Source organism: Pseudomonas sp. JV449, assembly GCF_032424295.1.
GTDB lineage: Bacteria > Pseudomonadota > Gammaproteobacteria > Pseudomonadales > Pseudomonadaceae > Aquipseudomonas > Aquipseudomonas marginalis.
Genome location: NZ_VYKD01000019.1, coordinates 129066 through 141729, shown reverse-complemented (window position 1 = coordinate 141729; position 12664 = coordinate 129066). Strand labels below are relative to the sequence as shown.

The 12664-nt window shown below is 59.3% G+C and carries 15 protein-coding genes; all 15 read left to right on the top strand.

Annotation, left to right across the window (positions count from 1 at the left end; translation table 11 throughout):
• Positions 1-27: 27 nt before the first annotated feature.
• The 15 genes from F6S08_RS18220 (at position 28) to F6S08_RS18150 (ending at position 12639) form a co-directional block, all read left to right on the top strand.
• Positions 28-582, top strand: a complete 555-nt coding sequence (locus tag F6S08_RS18220) for a terminase small subunit (RefSeq protein ID WP_046035594.1) — start codon at positions 28-30, stop codon at positions 580-582.
• On the top strand, positions 545-2608 hold the full coding sequence (locus F6S08_RS18215; RefSeq protein ID WP_315872102.1) for a phage terminase large subunit family protein: 2064 nt from the start codon (positions 545-547) through the stop codon (positions 2606-2608). Before F6S08_RS18220 ends, F6S08_RS18215 begins: the two co-directional genes overlap by 38 nt.
• Positions 2599-2811 (top strand): primosomal replication protein PriB/PriC domain protein, encoded by a 213-nt coding sequence (locus F6S08_RS18210; RefSeq protein WP_315872101.1) that lies wholly within the window; start codon positions 2599-2601, stop codon positions 2809-2811. Before F6S08_RS18215 ends, F6S08_RS18210 begins: the two co-directional genes overlap by 10 nt.
• Positions 2808-4334, top strand: a complete 1527-nt coding sequence (locus F6S08_RS18205; protein WP_315872100.1) for a phage portal protein — start codon at positions 2808-2810, stop codon at positions 4332-4334. Before F6S08_RS18210 ends, F6S08_RS18205 begins: the two co-directional genes overlap by 4 nt.
• Before the next feature lie 16 nt (positions 4335-4350).
• Positions 4351-6387: a ClpP-like prohead protease/major capsid protein fusion protein gene (locus F6S08_RS18200; protein WP_315872219.1), complete on the top strand. Its 2037-nt coding sequence runs from the start codon at positions 4351-4353 to the stop codon at positions 6385-6387.
• Between the two features lie 68 nt (positions 6388-6455).
• Entirely contained in the window at positions 6456-6770 is a 315-nt protein-coding gene (locus F6S08_RS18195; RefSeq protein ID WP_315872099.1) for a DUF2190 family protein, read from the top strand.
• 32 nt (positions 6771-6802) lie between these two features.
• Entirely contained in the window at positions 6803-7150 is a 348-nt protein-coding gene (locus tag F6S08_RS18190) for a hypothetical protein (RefSeq protein WP_315872098.1), read from the top strand.
• Positions 7125-7640, top strand: a complete 516-nt coding sequence (locus F6S08_RS18185) for a hypothetical protein (protein ID WP_315872097.1) — start codon at positions 7125-7127, stop codon at positions 7638-7640. Before F6S08_RS18190 ends, F6S08_RS18185 begins: the two co-directional genes overlap by 26 nt.
• Complete coding sequence (locus tag F6S08_RS18180; RefSeq protein WP_315872096.1) at positions 7637-8242, top strand: phage baseplate assembly protein V; 606 nt, start codon at positions 7637-7639, stop codon at positions 8240-8242. The genes F6S08_RS18185 and F6S08_RS18180 overlap by 4 nt, the downstream gene beginning before the upstream one ends.
• 54 nt (positions 8243-8296) lie before the next feature.
• On the top strand, positions 8297-8518 hold the full coding sequence (locus F6S08_RS18175; RefSeq protein WP_315872095.1) for a hypothetical protein: 222 nt from the start codon (positions 8297-8299) through the stop codon (positions 8516-8518).
• Between the two features lie 5 nt (positions 8519-8523).
• Positions 8524-8850 (top strand): GPW/gp25 family protein, encoded by a 327-nt coding sequence (locus F6S08_RS18170; protein ID WP_315872094.1) that lies wholly within the window; start codon positions 8524-8526, stop codon positions 8848-8850.
• The gene (locus F6S08_RS18165; RefSeq protein ID WP_315872093.1) at positions 8847-9749 is read left to right on the top strand and encodes a baseplate J/gp47 family protein; all 903 of its coding nucleotides are present in this window, start codon (positions 8847-8849) and stop codon (positions 9747-9749) included. Before F6S08_RS18170 ends, F6S08_RS18165 begins: the two co-directional genes overlap by 4 nt.
• Positions 9724-10329, top strand: coding sequence for a phage tail protein I (locus F6S08_RS18160; protein ID WP_315872092.1), 606 nt, complete (start codon positions 9724-9726; stop codon positions 10327-10329). The genes F6S08_RS18165 and F6S08_RS18160 overlap by 26 nt, the downstream gene beginning before the upstream one ends.
• Positions 10326-12200: a phage tail protein gene (locus F6S08_RS18155; protein WP_315872091.1), complete on the top strand. Its 1875-nt coding sequence runs from the start codon at positions 10326-10328 to the stop codon at positions 12198-12200. The genes F6S08_RS18160 and F6S08_RS18155 overlap by 4 nt, the downstream gene beginning before the upstream one ends.
• A 10-nt stretch (positions 12201-12210) precedes the next feature.
• A complete protein-coding gene (locus F6S08_RS18150; RefSeq protein ID WP_315872090.1) occupies positions 12211-12639 on the top strand; it encodes a phage tail assembly chaperone in 429 nt (142 codons plus the stop codon).
• Positions 12640-12664 lie beyond the last annotated feature (25 nt).

Here is a 12664-nt window from a genome sequence, read left to right as displayed (position 1 = left end):
TTTTCAAAGGTTGGTTGTTGTGTAGTTATGGCTAATCAATCGATCACCCGTAAGCCGGAGTGGCTGAACAAATCACGCATGGCGGACAGCCTCGGGATTACCACGCAAGCCTTCGATAAATGGGGGGTGACGCCCATCGCCAAGATCGGCCGGGAGTCGTTTTATGACGTGCGTTCTGTGCTGGATAACCGGCTGGTTCACAAGGGCGAGAAACAACAACCGCTCGATGACGACGGCCAACCCATCGATCCGCTGATTGAGTACAAGCAAGCGCAGCAGAAACTGCGGTTGACCACTGAGCAAGCCGACGCCCAGGAAATGCGTAATCGGGTGAAAGCCAAAAAGCTGGTGCCGGTGGATTTCTGCCTGTTCGCCCTGGGCAAGTTGAGCGCGATGCTCGGCTCAACGCTGGACACCATTCACATCAAAGTGAAACGCAAGCACCCGGATATCGAGGTGCGTCACATCGAGGCTATCCAACGTGAAATAGCCGTTACGCGGAACGAAGCGGTCAACCTGGCCGACACCTTGCCGGAGCTTCTAGATGAGTTCGTCGAAGCCCTGGATGAGGGCGCTGATTGATAGCGTCCGTAAGGGCCTAACCGGTCTCTACAAGGAACCGCCACTGACGGCGGTTGAGTGGGCCGATAAGCATTTTTACCTGTCCTCCGAGTCGTCCTATCAGGAGGGGCGCTGGACCACGGCGCCGTTTCAGATCGCCATTCTTAATGCGATGGGCAATGACCTGATCGCTGTAGTCAACGTGCTGAAGTCCGCACGGGTTGGCTATACCAAGATGCTGGTAGCCAACAAGGGCTACAAGATCCAGCACAAGAAACGCAACGTGTTGTCCTGGTGCCCGACCGATCCGGACGCCGACACCATGATGAAGCGCCACATCGAAACGATGATTCGCGATGTGCCCCTGGTGCGCGCTTTGGCGCCCTGGTACGGCGTGAAGCACCGAGACAACACCCTAGACGAAAAGCGTTTTGATAACTCGAAAATGCTTTGGTGCCTGGGAGGTAAGGCGGCGCGCAATTACCGGGAGAAAAGCCCTGATGAAGTGATCTACGACGAACTGTCAAAGTTCGACGCCGATATCGAGGGTGAGGGCTCCCCGACGATGCTGGGGGATAAGCGCCTTGAAGGTGCGACGTTCCCTAAATCAATACGTGGGTCTACTCCTGGGGTGATCGTTGCCGGTGGTGAGGATGACGAGTCAGTGGGCGAGGGCTGCCAAATCAGTCGGGCGGCTGATGAATCGCCGCACTTCCTGCGGTTCAACATCAAATGTCCGTGCTGCGGCACAGAGCAGCATTTGAAATGGGGAGCCTTCGACAAGCCTTACGGCATGCGCTGGCGGCTCGACGGGTACGGCCAGGTAGAAAAGGCCTGGTACTTGTGCGAGTCCGGCAACGGTTGCTCGTTTGAGTACCACGAAATGATCCAGGCGTCAGTTACAGGGCGCTACATCTGCGAGCGCCAAGGCATTTGGACCCGCGACGGCATGGAGTGGTTTTCCGCTGATGACCAGCCGATCACCACTCCGCGATCTGTCACGTTCCACATCTGGACCGTGTATTCCGAGTTTGTTACCTGGGCTTCGGTGGTCAGTGAATGGCTGAAGGTCGGCAAGGACCGGGGGAAGCTCAAGACCTTTATCAACACCACCCTGGGCGAAGCCTGGGAAGAGGACCAAGGCGAAAAACTGGAATGGGAAGTGCTGGCCAAGCGGCGCAGCAACTACCTGAAAGTACCCGCCCGGGGCGTCGCGCTGTTCGGTGGAATTGACACGCAGGATGACCGTTATGAGGGTCGGGTTTGGGCCTTCGGCGCCGGTGAAGAAGCGTGGTTGGTTCACCGTTGGGTGCTGACTGGTGACCCGGCAAGCGTTGAGCTGCGCAAGAAAGTGGGCCAGGAAATACGCCGCCAGTTCACCCGCGAGGACGGCACGCTAATGCGTGTAGAACGCTGGTGCTGGGACTCCGGCGGCCACTACTCGGACGAAGTGCGTAAGGAAAGTAAAAAGCACGGCGTCACCTGGGTTATTCCCGTTTTCGGCGCTGCGACCTACGGCAAAAAGATTGCCAACTTCCCGAAGAAAAAGACCAAGGGCGACCGTGTTTACCTTACTGAGGTTGGTACGGATAACGCCAAGGAGCTGATCTACAGCCGCTTGAAAATCGAGCCGGACGGCGACCGTCCGGTGCCTGAGTGCATACACCTGCCCCTCAACGAGCTGGTGTGTGACGAAGACGAAATGAAGCAACTGACCAGCGAGCGCAAAGAATGGGTGGTTTCCAAAGGCCGCCGGGTACAGCGCTGGACCAACGGAAAACGCCGCAACGAAGCCCTCGACTGTTTCGTGTACGCGCTGGCCGCCCTGCGGATCAGTCAGGAGCGGTTCGGCCTAGATCTGGACCAGCTCGCTTTAGAAGCCCAGTTCGTGCCGTCCTCGGGCACTTGGGAAGTCCCGGTCGTGCCGGACGTGGATGAGCCAGAAGAATCAGAGCCGCCGATTGAGTCGGCGCGGCCTGAACCCCTATCAACTCAAGCCGACGCCCCTGGCGACTGGCATAACGTGGAAAGTAACGGATGGCTATAAACGCGCAGGAGATGCTGGACAAGTATCTGGAGGCAGAGACCGCCATTCTGCTGGGTAAAACGACCATTTTTAATGGCCGCACCCACACCATGGCCGAACTGCCGCAAATCCAAGCAGGTCGACGCGAATGGGAGCGCCGGGTTAACGCCCAGTGCGCGGCCGCGCAGGGCAGTCCGGGTTATGCCCTGGCTGAGTTTCGTTGAACTTCCTCGACCGCTGCATTGCAGCGGTTAGCCCGGGTGCGGGGTTACGGCGCCTGGCGGCGCGTAGCGGAATCCAAGCCTTTGAGGCTGCCGAGGTCACGCGCGCACACAAGGCGAAGCGACAAACGCGAAGCGCTGACAACTCGTTGCAGCGCGACGCTGAATCGTTGCGCGGCCAGGCTCGAAAGTTGGACGAAGACCACGACCTGGTGACGGGTATTTTCGACCGGTTGGAAGAGCGGGTAGTGGGTGGTGCCGGGATCGCGGTGGAGCCGCTGCCCCTGGATCACGCGGGCAATATTCACCTGAAGTTCGCGGCGCAAATCAAAGACCTGTGGGCCGAGTGGTCCTTGCGGCCGGAAACCTCGGGTGAGCTAACCCGGGCGCAAATGGAGCGGCTGGTGTGCCGCACCTGGCTACGTGATGGTGAGGCGCTGGCCCAGCAGTTGTTTGGCAAGGTGGCCAACTTCAAACACTTGCATAAAGTGCCTTTCACTCTGGAGTTGCTGGAGCCGGATTACCTGCCCTGGAGCTACAACGACGAATCGAAAGGGATTTGCCAGGGCATCACACGCGACGCCTGGCGCCGCGTCGTCGGATACAACCTGCTGAAGCGTCACCCCGGCAGTGCCTTGGGTTTCAGCATGTCGGCGGATACCAAGTTCGTGCCGGCTGATCGGATGTTGCACATCGCGTACCGCAAGCGAATTGGGCAGAACAGGGGCCAGCCTCTGTTGCACGCCGTGTTGACGCGCTTGGCGGACATCAAGGACTACGAAGAAAGCGAGCGCGTTGCTGCCCGTATCAGCGCAGCCCTGGCTATGTTCATCAAAAAGGGCTCGACCGACGACTACGTGGTTGCGCCTACGACTGCCGGCAAGGACGGTCAGGCCACTGGTGCCCGAAGTATTCCGATTGCCCCAGGCATGGTGTTTGACGGGCTGCTGCCCGGCGAAGACGTGGGGATGATCGAAAGCAACCGGCCCAGCCAGTTTGTGGAGAGTTTCCGCAACGGTCAGTTGCGTGCGGTTGCGGCCGGTACGCGCATTGGCTACTCCACGGCGACGCGCAGTTACACGGGCACTTACTCGGCCCAGCGTCAGGAGCTGGTGGAGTCGCAACTGGGTTACGACCTGCTGCAGCACGAATTCATCGACTACTGGTCGCGCAAGGTTTACCGGGCCTTTATCGAAATGGCGTTGGTCAGTGGCGTACTTGTGCCGCCAGGCGACGTAAACATGGATTCGGTGTACGGCGCGGTTTATCAGGGGCCGGTGATGCCCTGGATTAACCCGGTGCATGAGGCGACCGCCTGGGATGCGCTGGTGCAGGGCGGTTTTGCGGATGAGGCCGAAGTGATCCGAGCGCGTGGGCGAAACCCGCAAGAACTTAAGCGCTCGCGTCAGGCGGAAATCGAAAGCAACCGGGCGAAAGGGCTGGTGTTCAGCTCCGACGCCTATCACAAGTTCTACGGGAAAGTGACCGTCAATGCAGACCTATCAAGCGAAAAAGAGAAAGCGTGAAGCGCCGCCGCTGACGATGCCCAGGGCGTCGGTTCAGTCGACTGTTTCGTCCGTGATTACGGCGGCAAACCAGCCAGTGGAGAGTTGGTACTCAATGCGCGCCATGGCGCGCGGTAGTGTCGAGATCCTGCTGTATGACGAGATCGGCGGATGGGGTATCACCGCCAAGCAGTTCGCCCAGGATCTGGCCGCCTGTGGTGACGTGTCACAAATCAATCTGCGCATTCACTCGCCCGGTGGCGATGTGTTTGCAGGCATGGCGATTTACAACACGCTCAAGGCCCACCCGGCCCGCGTAGATGTGTACATCGACGGTCTGGCGGCTTCTATGGCCAGCGTGATCGCGATGGCGGGCGACAAGGTGTATATGCCGACTAACGCCATGATGATGATCCATAAGCCCTGGGGAGCGCAGGGCGGGGACGCGGACGATATGCGCCGCTATGCCGACCTGCTCGACAAGGTTGAAGGAACGTTGGTGCAGGCCTACGTCAGCAAGACCGGCAAGAGCGCGGAAGAAATCCACGCGCTGTTGAAGGATGAAACATGGATGGATGGCAGCGAGGCGGTGGCAGCCGGCTTCGCTGATCAGTTGATTGATCCGCTGGTAGCTGCCGCACAACTCAAATCGAAACGCATGCAGGAGTTTGAACACATGCCGCCAGAAGCTTTTCACAGTCTGATGAACCCCCGTAACCAAGTGCCTGCCCCGGCTCCAGCACCCGCGCCTGCACCGGCTCCGGCAAATTCCTTGTCAGCTGATCAGATTCGCGCCCAGGTCATTGCTGAGGAAGGCGTGCGCCGTACCGGCATCACTGCCGCTTTCGGCGGTTTTGCGACGGCTCATGCTGAGCTGTTGCAGGCTTGCGTAGCTGACATGTCCTGCACTGTTGAAAGTGCCCGGGTGCAGTTGTTGGCTAAGTTGGGTGAGCAGACCACGCCTTCCAATATCCCGGGCCTGCACGGTCATATTTCCAACGGCAATCTGGTTGGTGATTCGGTGCGTGCTTCCTTGGAGGCGCGTATCGGCATTGCCCAAATCGAAGCCAGTAACGGGCTCAACCATATGCGCCTTAACGAACTGGCGCGCGCCTCGCTGACCGAGCGCGGCATTCTGGTGGCCACGCTCAATCCTATGCAGATGGTCGGCCTGGCCTTCACTCACAGCTCCAGCGACTTTGGGCAAATCCTGTTGGATATTGCCGGAAAGTCGGTTTTGACCGGCTGGGAAGACGCCCCCGAGACGTTCCAGCTCTGGACCAAAAAAGGCCAGTTGAGCGACTTCAAAACCTCTTCGCGGGTCGGCCTGGGCGAGTTCCCGAGCTTGCGCGAAGTGCGCCCGGGCGCAGAGTACAAGCACATCACCCTGAGTGATCGTGGCGAGCCGATCACGCTGGCCACCTACGGCGAGCTGTTTTCGATCACCCGTCAGGCGATCATCAACGACGATCTGTCGTTGTTGAGTGACGTGCCGTACAAGATGGGCCAGGCAGCGCGCGCGACCATCGGCGATTTGGTCTACGCGGTGCTGACCAGTCCGCCGAAGATGCGCGACGGTAAGTCGTTGTTTGATGCTTCGCGCAAAAATAACGCGGCCGGCCCGGCGTCTGAGCTGTCCATTGCCAGCTTGATCGCTGGCAAGACTGCAATGGCTTCGCAAAAAACCCAGGTGGAGGGTGGCAAGCCTCGCACCTTGAACATTCGCCCGGCCTACGTGCTGACCCCGGTCGCCCTGGAAGACAAGGCTAACCAAATTATCAACTCGGCCTCTGTGCCGGGCGCTGATGCTAACTCGGGCATCATCAACCCTATCCGCGGCTTTGCCAAAGTGATCGGTGAGCCGCGTCTTGATGATGCGTCAGCAACGGCCTGGTACATGGCTGCTAAGCAGGGTAGCGACACGATTGAGGTGGCGTACCTCAACGGTATCGACACCCCGTATGTGGAGCAGCAAAACGGCTTCAGCGTCGACGGCGTGGCCAGCAAGGTGCGTATCGACGCAGGCGTTGCGCCTGCCGACTTCCGTGGCCTTTACAGCGCCGCTGGCAAGTAAACCCCGCTGTCCCTGATAACCCCGCCTAGTGCGGGGTTTGTTGTTTTTGCGTTATGGAGAATTGAACGATGTCTAAGAATTATCAAGGCGCCGGGCAGACGGTCACCTTTACTTCGCCAACTGCTGGGACGACTTCCGGCGTTCCGCTGGCTATTAACTCCCTCGTGGTGGTTCCGATGGATACCACCAAGAAGGGCGAGCCGTGCGTGGGTGCCCTGGGTGGTTCGTGGCTGCTGCCGGTTACCGGTGCCCTGAAGCAGGGCGCCAAGGTCAGTTTGTTGGCTGGTGGGTTGGTCGCAGATGGCACAGCAGACGCTGTTCCGTTCGGCAAGTTGCTGACTGACGCGTCTGGCGGCTTCGCTGAAGCCCTGTTGATCCAGTAATGGCCGGTGGCTTTCGGGCCCTGGCTGATCGCATGGACGCCCTGGCGGTTGAGCGCCTGGGCGATCCGGCGACGCTGGCAGATGGTCGTGGGGTCTTCGGTGCGTTTGCTTCCCCCTTTGTCGGCGCCGAAATCGGCGGTGGGAAAACCGGAGCCGCACGCCTGGGCGGGGCAATCAATGCCGACGAGGTGTTAGAGCCCACCCTGACCGCGCGAGTAGTCGACGTGCAAGGCGTCAAGAAGGGCGACCATTTAACCATTGAGCTGCCGACCCTGTTGGGCGGTGGCCGTTACAAGGTTGTCCGTCTGAAGCCCGATGGTTCCGGCATGGTCGACTTGGTGTTGAGCGTATCCAATGAGCGAACTGACGACATTACATGATGCGATCACTCGCATAATTAGCAAACAGATGCCCCGGGTTGTGCATGTTGAACAGTTTCCGGAGCTGGGCGCCGAGGTGATGACGCCGGCGCTGTTGTACGGGATCACTGATATGGCCCCGGGCCAGGATCGGGGAGAGGGGAAAACGGCGATCATTGGTCGTTTCCAATCCTGCATTCTGGTGGAGGCAGACCGGCCCAAGGCATCGCTCCAGGCCGCTATCTTGGCCGGCCAAATGATGACGGTGCTAAAGGATCAGTGGTGGGATTTGGATTTTGTCACCGGCCCGCCGGCGCAGGTCCACGCCCAGCCTGAAGCCCCTACAGCGGAGCTTGAGCAGTTCGTCATGTGGTCGGTGCAGTGGGTCCAGCCTTTCGAGGTTGGGGAGTTCACTTGGCCATGGCCTGACGAATCCCCAGGCGGCCCTATGTCGCCTGGAGGGGAGTTCACCAGTGATACCGGCCCCGTTTACCCCGAGGATCCGGTATGAGCTACGTCAGTGCCGAACATGACCGCATGATTGCCGCCATGCTGATGCCCTGTGTGGTGGTCGGTGTGGATCTGGCGGCGCCGGCGGTGCGTGTCAGCAATGGCGAATGGACGAGCGCCTGGGTGCGCTGGCACAGCCTGGCGGCGGGCAAGGCGCGGCACTGGCGAGCGCCTAGCCTGGGCGAGCAGGGGGTTTTGTTTAACCCAAGCGGCCAGGCTGGCATGGGCACGTTTCTCCCTGGTCTGTACGGCAATGCCGGCGGCCAGCCGGATAACCGGGATCATGTGGAGGTCTGGCGTTTTGATGATGGCGGCTCACTGGTTTACGACTGGGAGGCCAAGACCTACACAATCACGCTGCCCACTGGAACAGTCACTATCAAGGTGGGCAGCACGGTTGTAACCGTTACGGATAACGCCGTGAATGCCACGGTGGGCGGTACCGAGTTCGATCTGGCGCCCGGTTGGGCCGCGATCAAATCGCCTCAAATTGCGTTGATCGGTGCGGTAGAAATCGACGGCACGTTACACGTAACGCAAAGCATCACCGGCGACGCCGATGTTCTGGCGGCCGGTAATAGTGACAATCACCACAAGCATTAACCAAAAATCACCTACAGCCCGCCGCGTGCGGGTTTTTTCATGCCCGGAGAAATCATGGCCAAGCCCATCGAGAAGCCTGTAACCGAAGTTCAAGCTCCGGCCGCGCAAGCGTCGCTGACGTTCCGTGATCTGGTCTACACGTCGCGCACGCTGGTCGTGCCTGATACCGATCGTACCTACCCGGTGGCCAATGGCCTGGTGGTGGTACCGGAGTCCGACAAAGAGGCTGTGGCCTTCCTGAAGGCTCATAGCGAATACGCCGCCCAGGAGGGCTAAGCCAGATGATCGGAATGGATCGCCACACCGGGCAACCCATATCCGGCATCGAGCATTTGCGGCAGTCCATCGCCGACATCCTGAGTACGCCCTTGGGCAGTCGTCGGCAGCGGCCGGAGTACGGCAGCAAGCTACGCGGTTTCGTTGACTTGCCGATCAATGCTGGCTGGAAAAGCGCGGTCCAGGCCGAAGCGGCCCATGCCCTCGGCCGCATTGAGCCGCGCCTGAAGCTTGAGCGAGTGACGGCGCTTTCGCTGCTGGATGGGAAAATAAACATGCTCGTTGCCGGCGAGTACCTGGGCGATAGTTTTGTCTTGGAGGTAAGCGTATGAGCATCGTGGACTTATCGGCCTTACCGGCGCCGGACGTGCTTGAGCCGCTGGACTTTGAAGATGTCTACGAAGAAGGGTTGTCAGCGTTCCGCGCCTATATGGGCGACAACTGGAACGCCGCGCTTGAAAGCGATCCTGTTACCAAGGTGCTGGAGGTGGGAGCCTATAACAAGGTTGGTAACCGCGCCCGGGTTAACGACGCATGCAAGGCGCTGCTGTTGGCCCATGCGATCAAGGGTGACCTCGATCAGTTGGGCGCAAACGTCAACCTTCAGCGCCTGGTTATTCAGCCCGAGGATCTGCTGGCGGTTCCACCGGTGGCTGAAGTTCTTGAAGATGATGATTCGTACCGCGAGCGTATCCAGTTGGCCTATGAGGGGCTTACCACTGCGGGCCCGCGTAACAGCTACATCCTGCACGCGCGCAACGCGTCCGGCCTCGTGCGGGACGCCACGGCGGAAAGCCCATCGCCGGCACGCGTTACCGTAACGGTGCTGAGTACCGAAGGGGACGGGACGGCCACGCCGGCGCTGTTGGCCACGGTGGCTAAAGCCATCAATGACGACGACGTGCGGCCGCTGGGTGATCGGGTGACAGTCCAGGGCGCCGAAATTCTGAATTACCGAATTGACGCGATCCTGCACATGAACAGCGCAGGACCAGAAGGCGACGCCGCTCTGGCTGAAGCCTTGAGCCGTCTGTCGAAATGGGTCAACCCCCGTAAGCGTCTTGGCGTTGAGGTGGCGCGGTCCGCTGTGGACGCCCAGGTGCATGTTGCCGGCGTTTCACGTGTCGAGCTGACCGGGTGGGTCGACCTGGCCCCTACTAAAGCCCAGGCCGCGTACTGCACTGGTTACAGCGTGAGGTTGGCGGATGAAAAGCCTACTTCCCAGCAATAGCACGCAGCTGGAGCGCGCCATGGAGGCAGCGCTTTACGAAAAAACCATTGTTCCGTTGCGCACGCTCTACAACGCCGATACCTGTCCGGCGCATTTGCTGTTGCACCTGGCGTGGGCCTGGTCGGTCGACCGCTGGGATTACCGGTGGAGTGAGGCGACCAAGCGGGCCGCCATCAAGGCCTCGTATTACATCCACAAGCACAAAGGCACCATTGGCGCATTGCGTCGCGTGGTCGAGCCGCTGGGCTATCTGATCGAGGTCATGGAGTGGTGGCAGAAGGTGCCCGAAGGGGTGCCGGGCACGTTCGCCCTGAAGGTCGGCGTTCTGGACACCGGCATTACCGAAGAAATGTACGAAGAGCTGACCCGGCTCATTGATGACGCCAAGCCTGTCAGTCGGCATATGACCGGTCTGGCGATCAGTCTGGAAACCACCGGTTACATCGGCATCGGCGCCTGTGTAAGCGAGGGTGAAGTGATCGACGTTTACCCACCAACCCCCCGCGATATCGTGGTGACCGGCACTTATGGCCTGGTCATGTGTATTGATGAAATTGACACCCTGGACGTGTACCCATGATTGATCAGAACAGTCAGTTCTTCGCCATTCTCACGGCAGTGGGGGAGGCGAAACAGGCAAACGCTACCGCCTTGGGCCAGCCCTGGACCTTCGCCCAAATGGGCGTGGGGGATGCCAACGGCGCGGACCCAATCCCCAACCGCACGCAAACGCGCCTGATCAACGAATGGCGCCGCGCGGCGGTCAATCAGGTGCGAACCGATCCGGCAAATCCGAACATCATTATCACCGAGCAGGTTATCCCGGCAGACGTGGGCGGTAAGTGGATCCGGGAAATCGGCCTGTATGACGCCGATGGCGACCTGGTAGCGGTGGCCAACTGTGCGCCGAGTTTCAAACCCTTGCTCGTGCAGGGGACCGGCAAGACCCAAATCATTCGGATGAATTTCATCGTCGCGAATACCGCGAGCGTCGTCCTGAAGATTGATCCTGCGATTGTCCTGGCGACCCGTGAATACGTTGACACTCAGATTGTTGAAGCCATGGCAAAAATGGACTTCAAGCATTCGGTGTTGGTGGCCACCACGGCCAACATCGCTTTGAGCGGTGTGCAGACTATCGACGGCGTGCTGTTACCGGCAGACGCGCGCGTGCTGGTGAAAGATCAGGTGGCCGCGAAGGAAAACGGCTTGTACTTGGTTTCTTCGACCGGCGTGTGGAAGCGCACCCAGGACGCAGACAGTAGCGTCGAGGTAACGCCGGGCCTGTTCGTGAGTGTCGAAACCGGCACCGTCAACGGCGACAGCGTTTGGCAACTGGTGACGGATGCGCCGATTGTGCTGGGCACTACCGCTCTGGCTTTTGAATTGGCTGTGGGCCGCACCGGCGTCAGTGCTGGCTCTTATGCCAATGTCACCGTCGATAAGTACGGCCGCGTGATCGCGGGTACCAACCCGACCACGTTGGCGGGCCACGGTATTACCGACACTTACACGAAGCCTGAAATTGAGTCGATAGTTGCCCAGGCCTCGGCATTGCCGGTTGGGTCGATGATCGCTTTCCCGGTGAACAAGGTAGCGCCGGGCTTTCTGGAGCTGGACGGTAGCGTAAAAAGCGCTGCGGCTTATCCAGACCTTGCCACGTTCCTGGGTGGGGCATTCAACAAAGGCGACGAGGGCGCCGGAAACTTCCGATTGCCTGAGTCGCGCGCCGAGTTCCTACGGGGCTGGGATCATGGTCGAGGCATTGATGCAGGCCGGGCGATTGGAAGCTACCAGACTGATGAGCTGAAGAGCCACGATCATACGGTAACGAACACTGGCACCCAGGGCACTGATCAGACCTTGTGGCTTTATGGCGATCCTGGCGCCTTACCGATAACTAATCCGGGCGTGAGGACAAATGCAACCGGCGGAACAGAAACTCGCCCGCGCAACTTGGCGGTAATGTGGTGCATCAAGGCTTGGAACGCGCCGATCAATCAGGGAAACATTGATATTGCAGCGCTGGCGGCTCTTGCGGCCCAGGCGACGGAAATCAATCAGGGCACGGCCAAGGTGGCCACGGCAGCGCAAATGCTCGATAGCGCAAACGACGCCGTAATGGTCACGCCTAAAAAGCTGCGCTTTGGTTTTGCAGTCAGTCTCGCCGCGAATGGTTACGTCGCTTTCCCGTCTTGGCTGGGGGGCTTGGTCATTCAGTGGGGGTATGTGCCTGGCAGTCTTGATGACTTAACAGCGCTAATTTCGTTTCCTATGGCGTTCCCTAATCAGTGCCTTAACGTTTCGGCTACTGCCGATGGTTCTCAATCCGGTGCAAGTACGTTTGTTGGGGTTGGTTTGCAAAAGGTTAGCGTCTCTCAGTTCCGAATGAATGGCTACGGTACTGGCATGGCCACGTCTGGTTACCACTGGTGGTCTTTAGGGTATTAAGGGGTTACTGATGAAGCGTTTTTATAGTGAAAGTACGCAGACGAGCTATTTGCTCGGGATTCATTCTGTAATGCCACCTGATGCGGTAGAGATATCCGAGGCTCTGTATCTGTCAGTAATTGGCAACCCTCCAGTAGGGAAGATCCGCGCTCATGATGAAAAGGGTTTGCCCTATTTGGTTGATGCGCCTGCGCTTGCCCTTGATCCTGCTGAGCTGGAGCGCGAGTGGCGGGACTTTACGTTAGCTTCAGTTATGTGGCTGCGTGAGCGTCACCGTGATCAAGTTGAAATCTCGGAACAGACGACACTTACCGCTGAGCAGTTCGCAGAGTTGCTTGTGTACATGCAGGCCCTGCGCGACTGGCCGCAATCGCCGGACTTCCCTGATAGCGAGCGTCGGCCAATCGCGCCGGCCTGGATCGCCGACCAATCCCAATAACGCCCCGCACTGACGGGGCGTTTTC

Coding starts and splice junctions, on each gene's coding strand:
- F6S08_RS18220 (WP_046035594.1), top strand. CDS start 28: ATGGCTAATCAATCGATCACCCGTAAGCCGGAGTGGCTGAACAAATCA.
- F6S08_RS18215 (WP_315872102.1), top strand. CDS start 545: ATGAGTTCGTCGAAGCCCTGGATGAGGGCGCTGATTGATAGCGTCCGT.
- F6S08_RS18210 (WP_315872101.1), top strand. CDS start 2,599: ATGGCTATAAACGCGCAGGAGATGCTGGACAAGTATCTGGAGGCAGAG.
- F6S08_RS18200 (WP_315872219.1), top strand. CDS start 4,351: ATGCCCAGGGCGTCGGTTCAGTCGACTGTTTCGTCCGTGATTACGGCG.
- F6S08_RS18195 (WP_315872099.1), top strand. CDS start 6,456: ATGTCTAAGAATTATCAAGGCGCCGGGCAGACGGTCACCTTTACTTCG.
- F6S08_RS18190 (WP_315872098.1), top strand. CDS start 6,803: ATGGACGCCCTGGCGGTTGAGCGCCTGGGCGATCCGGCGACGCTGGCA.
- F6S08_RS18185 (WP_315872097.1), top strand. CDS start 7,125: ATGAGCGAACTGACGACATTACATGATGCGATCACTCGCATAATTAGC.
- F6S08_RS18180 (WP_315872096.1), top strand. CDS start 7,637: ATGAGCTACGTCAGTGCCGAACATGACCGCATGATTGCCGCCATGCTG.
- F6S08_RS18175 (WP_315872095.1), top strand. CDS start 8,297: ATGGCCAAGCCCATCGAGAAGCCTGTAACCGAAGTTCAAGCTCCGGCC.
- F6S08_RS18170 (WP_315872094.1), top strand. CDS start 8,524: ATGATCGGAATGGATCGCCACACCGGGCAACCCATATCCGGCATCGAG.
- F6S08_RS18165 (WP_315872093.1), top strand. CDS start 8,847: ATGAGCATCGTGGACTTATCGGCCTTACCGGCGCCGGACGTGCTTGAG.
- F6S08_RS18160 (WP_315872092.1), top strand. CDS start 9,724: ATGAAAAGCCTACTTCCCAGCAATAGCACGCAGCTGGAGCGCGCCATG.
- F6S08_RS18155 (WP_315872091.1), top strand. CDS start 10,326: ATGATTGATCAGAACAGTCAGTTCTTCGCCATTCTCACGGCAGTGGGG.
- F6S08_RS18150 (WP_315872090.1), top strand. CDS start 12,211: ATGAAGCGTTTTTATAGTGAAAGTACGCAGACGAGCTATTTGCTCGGG.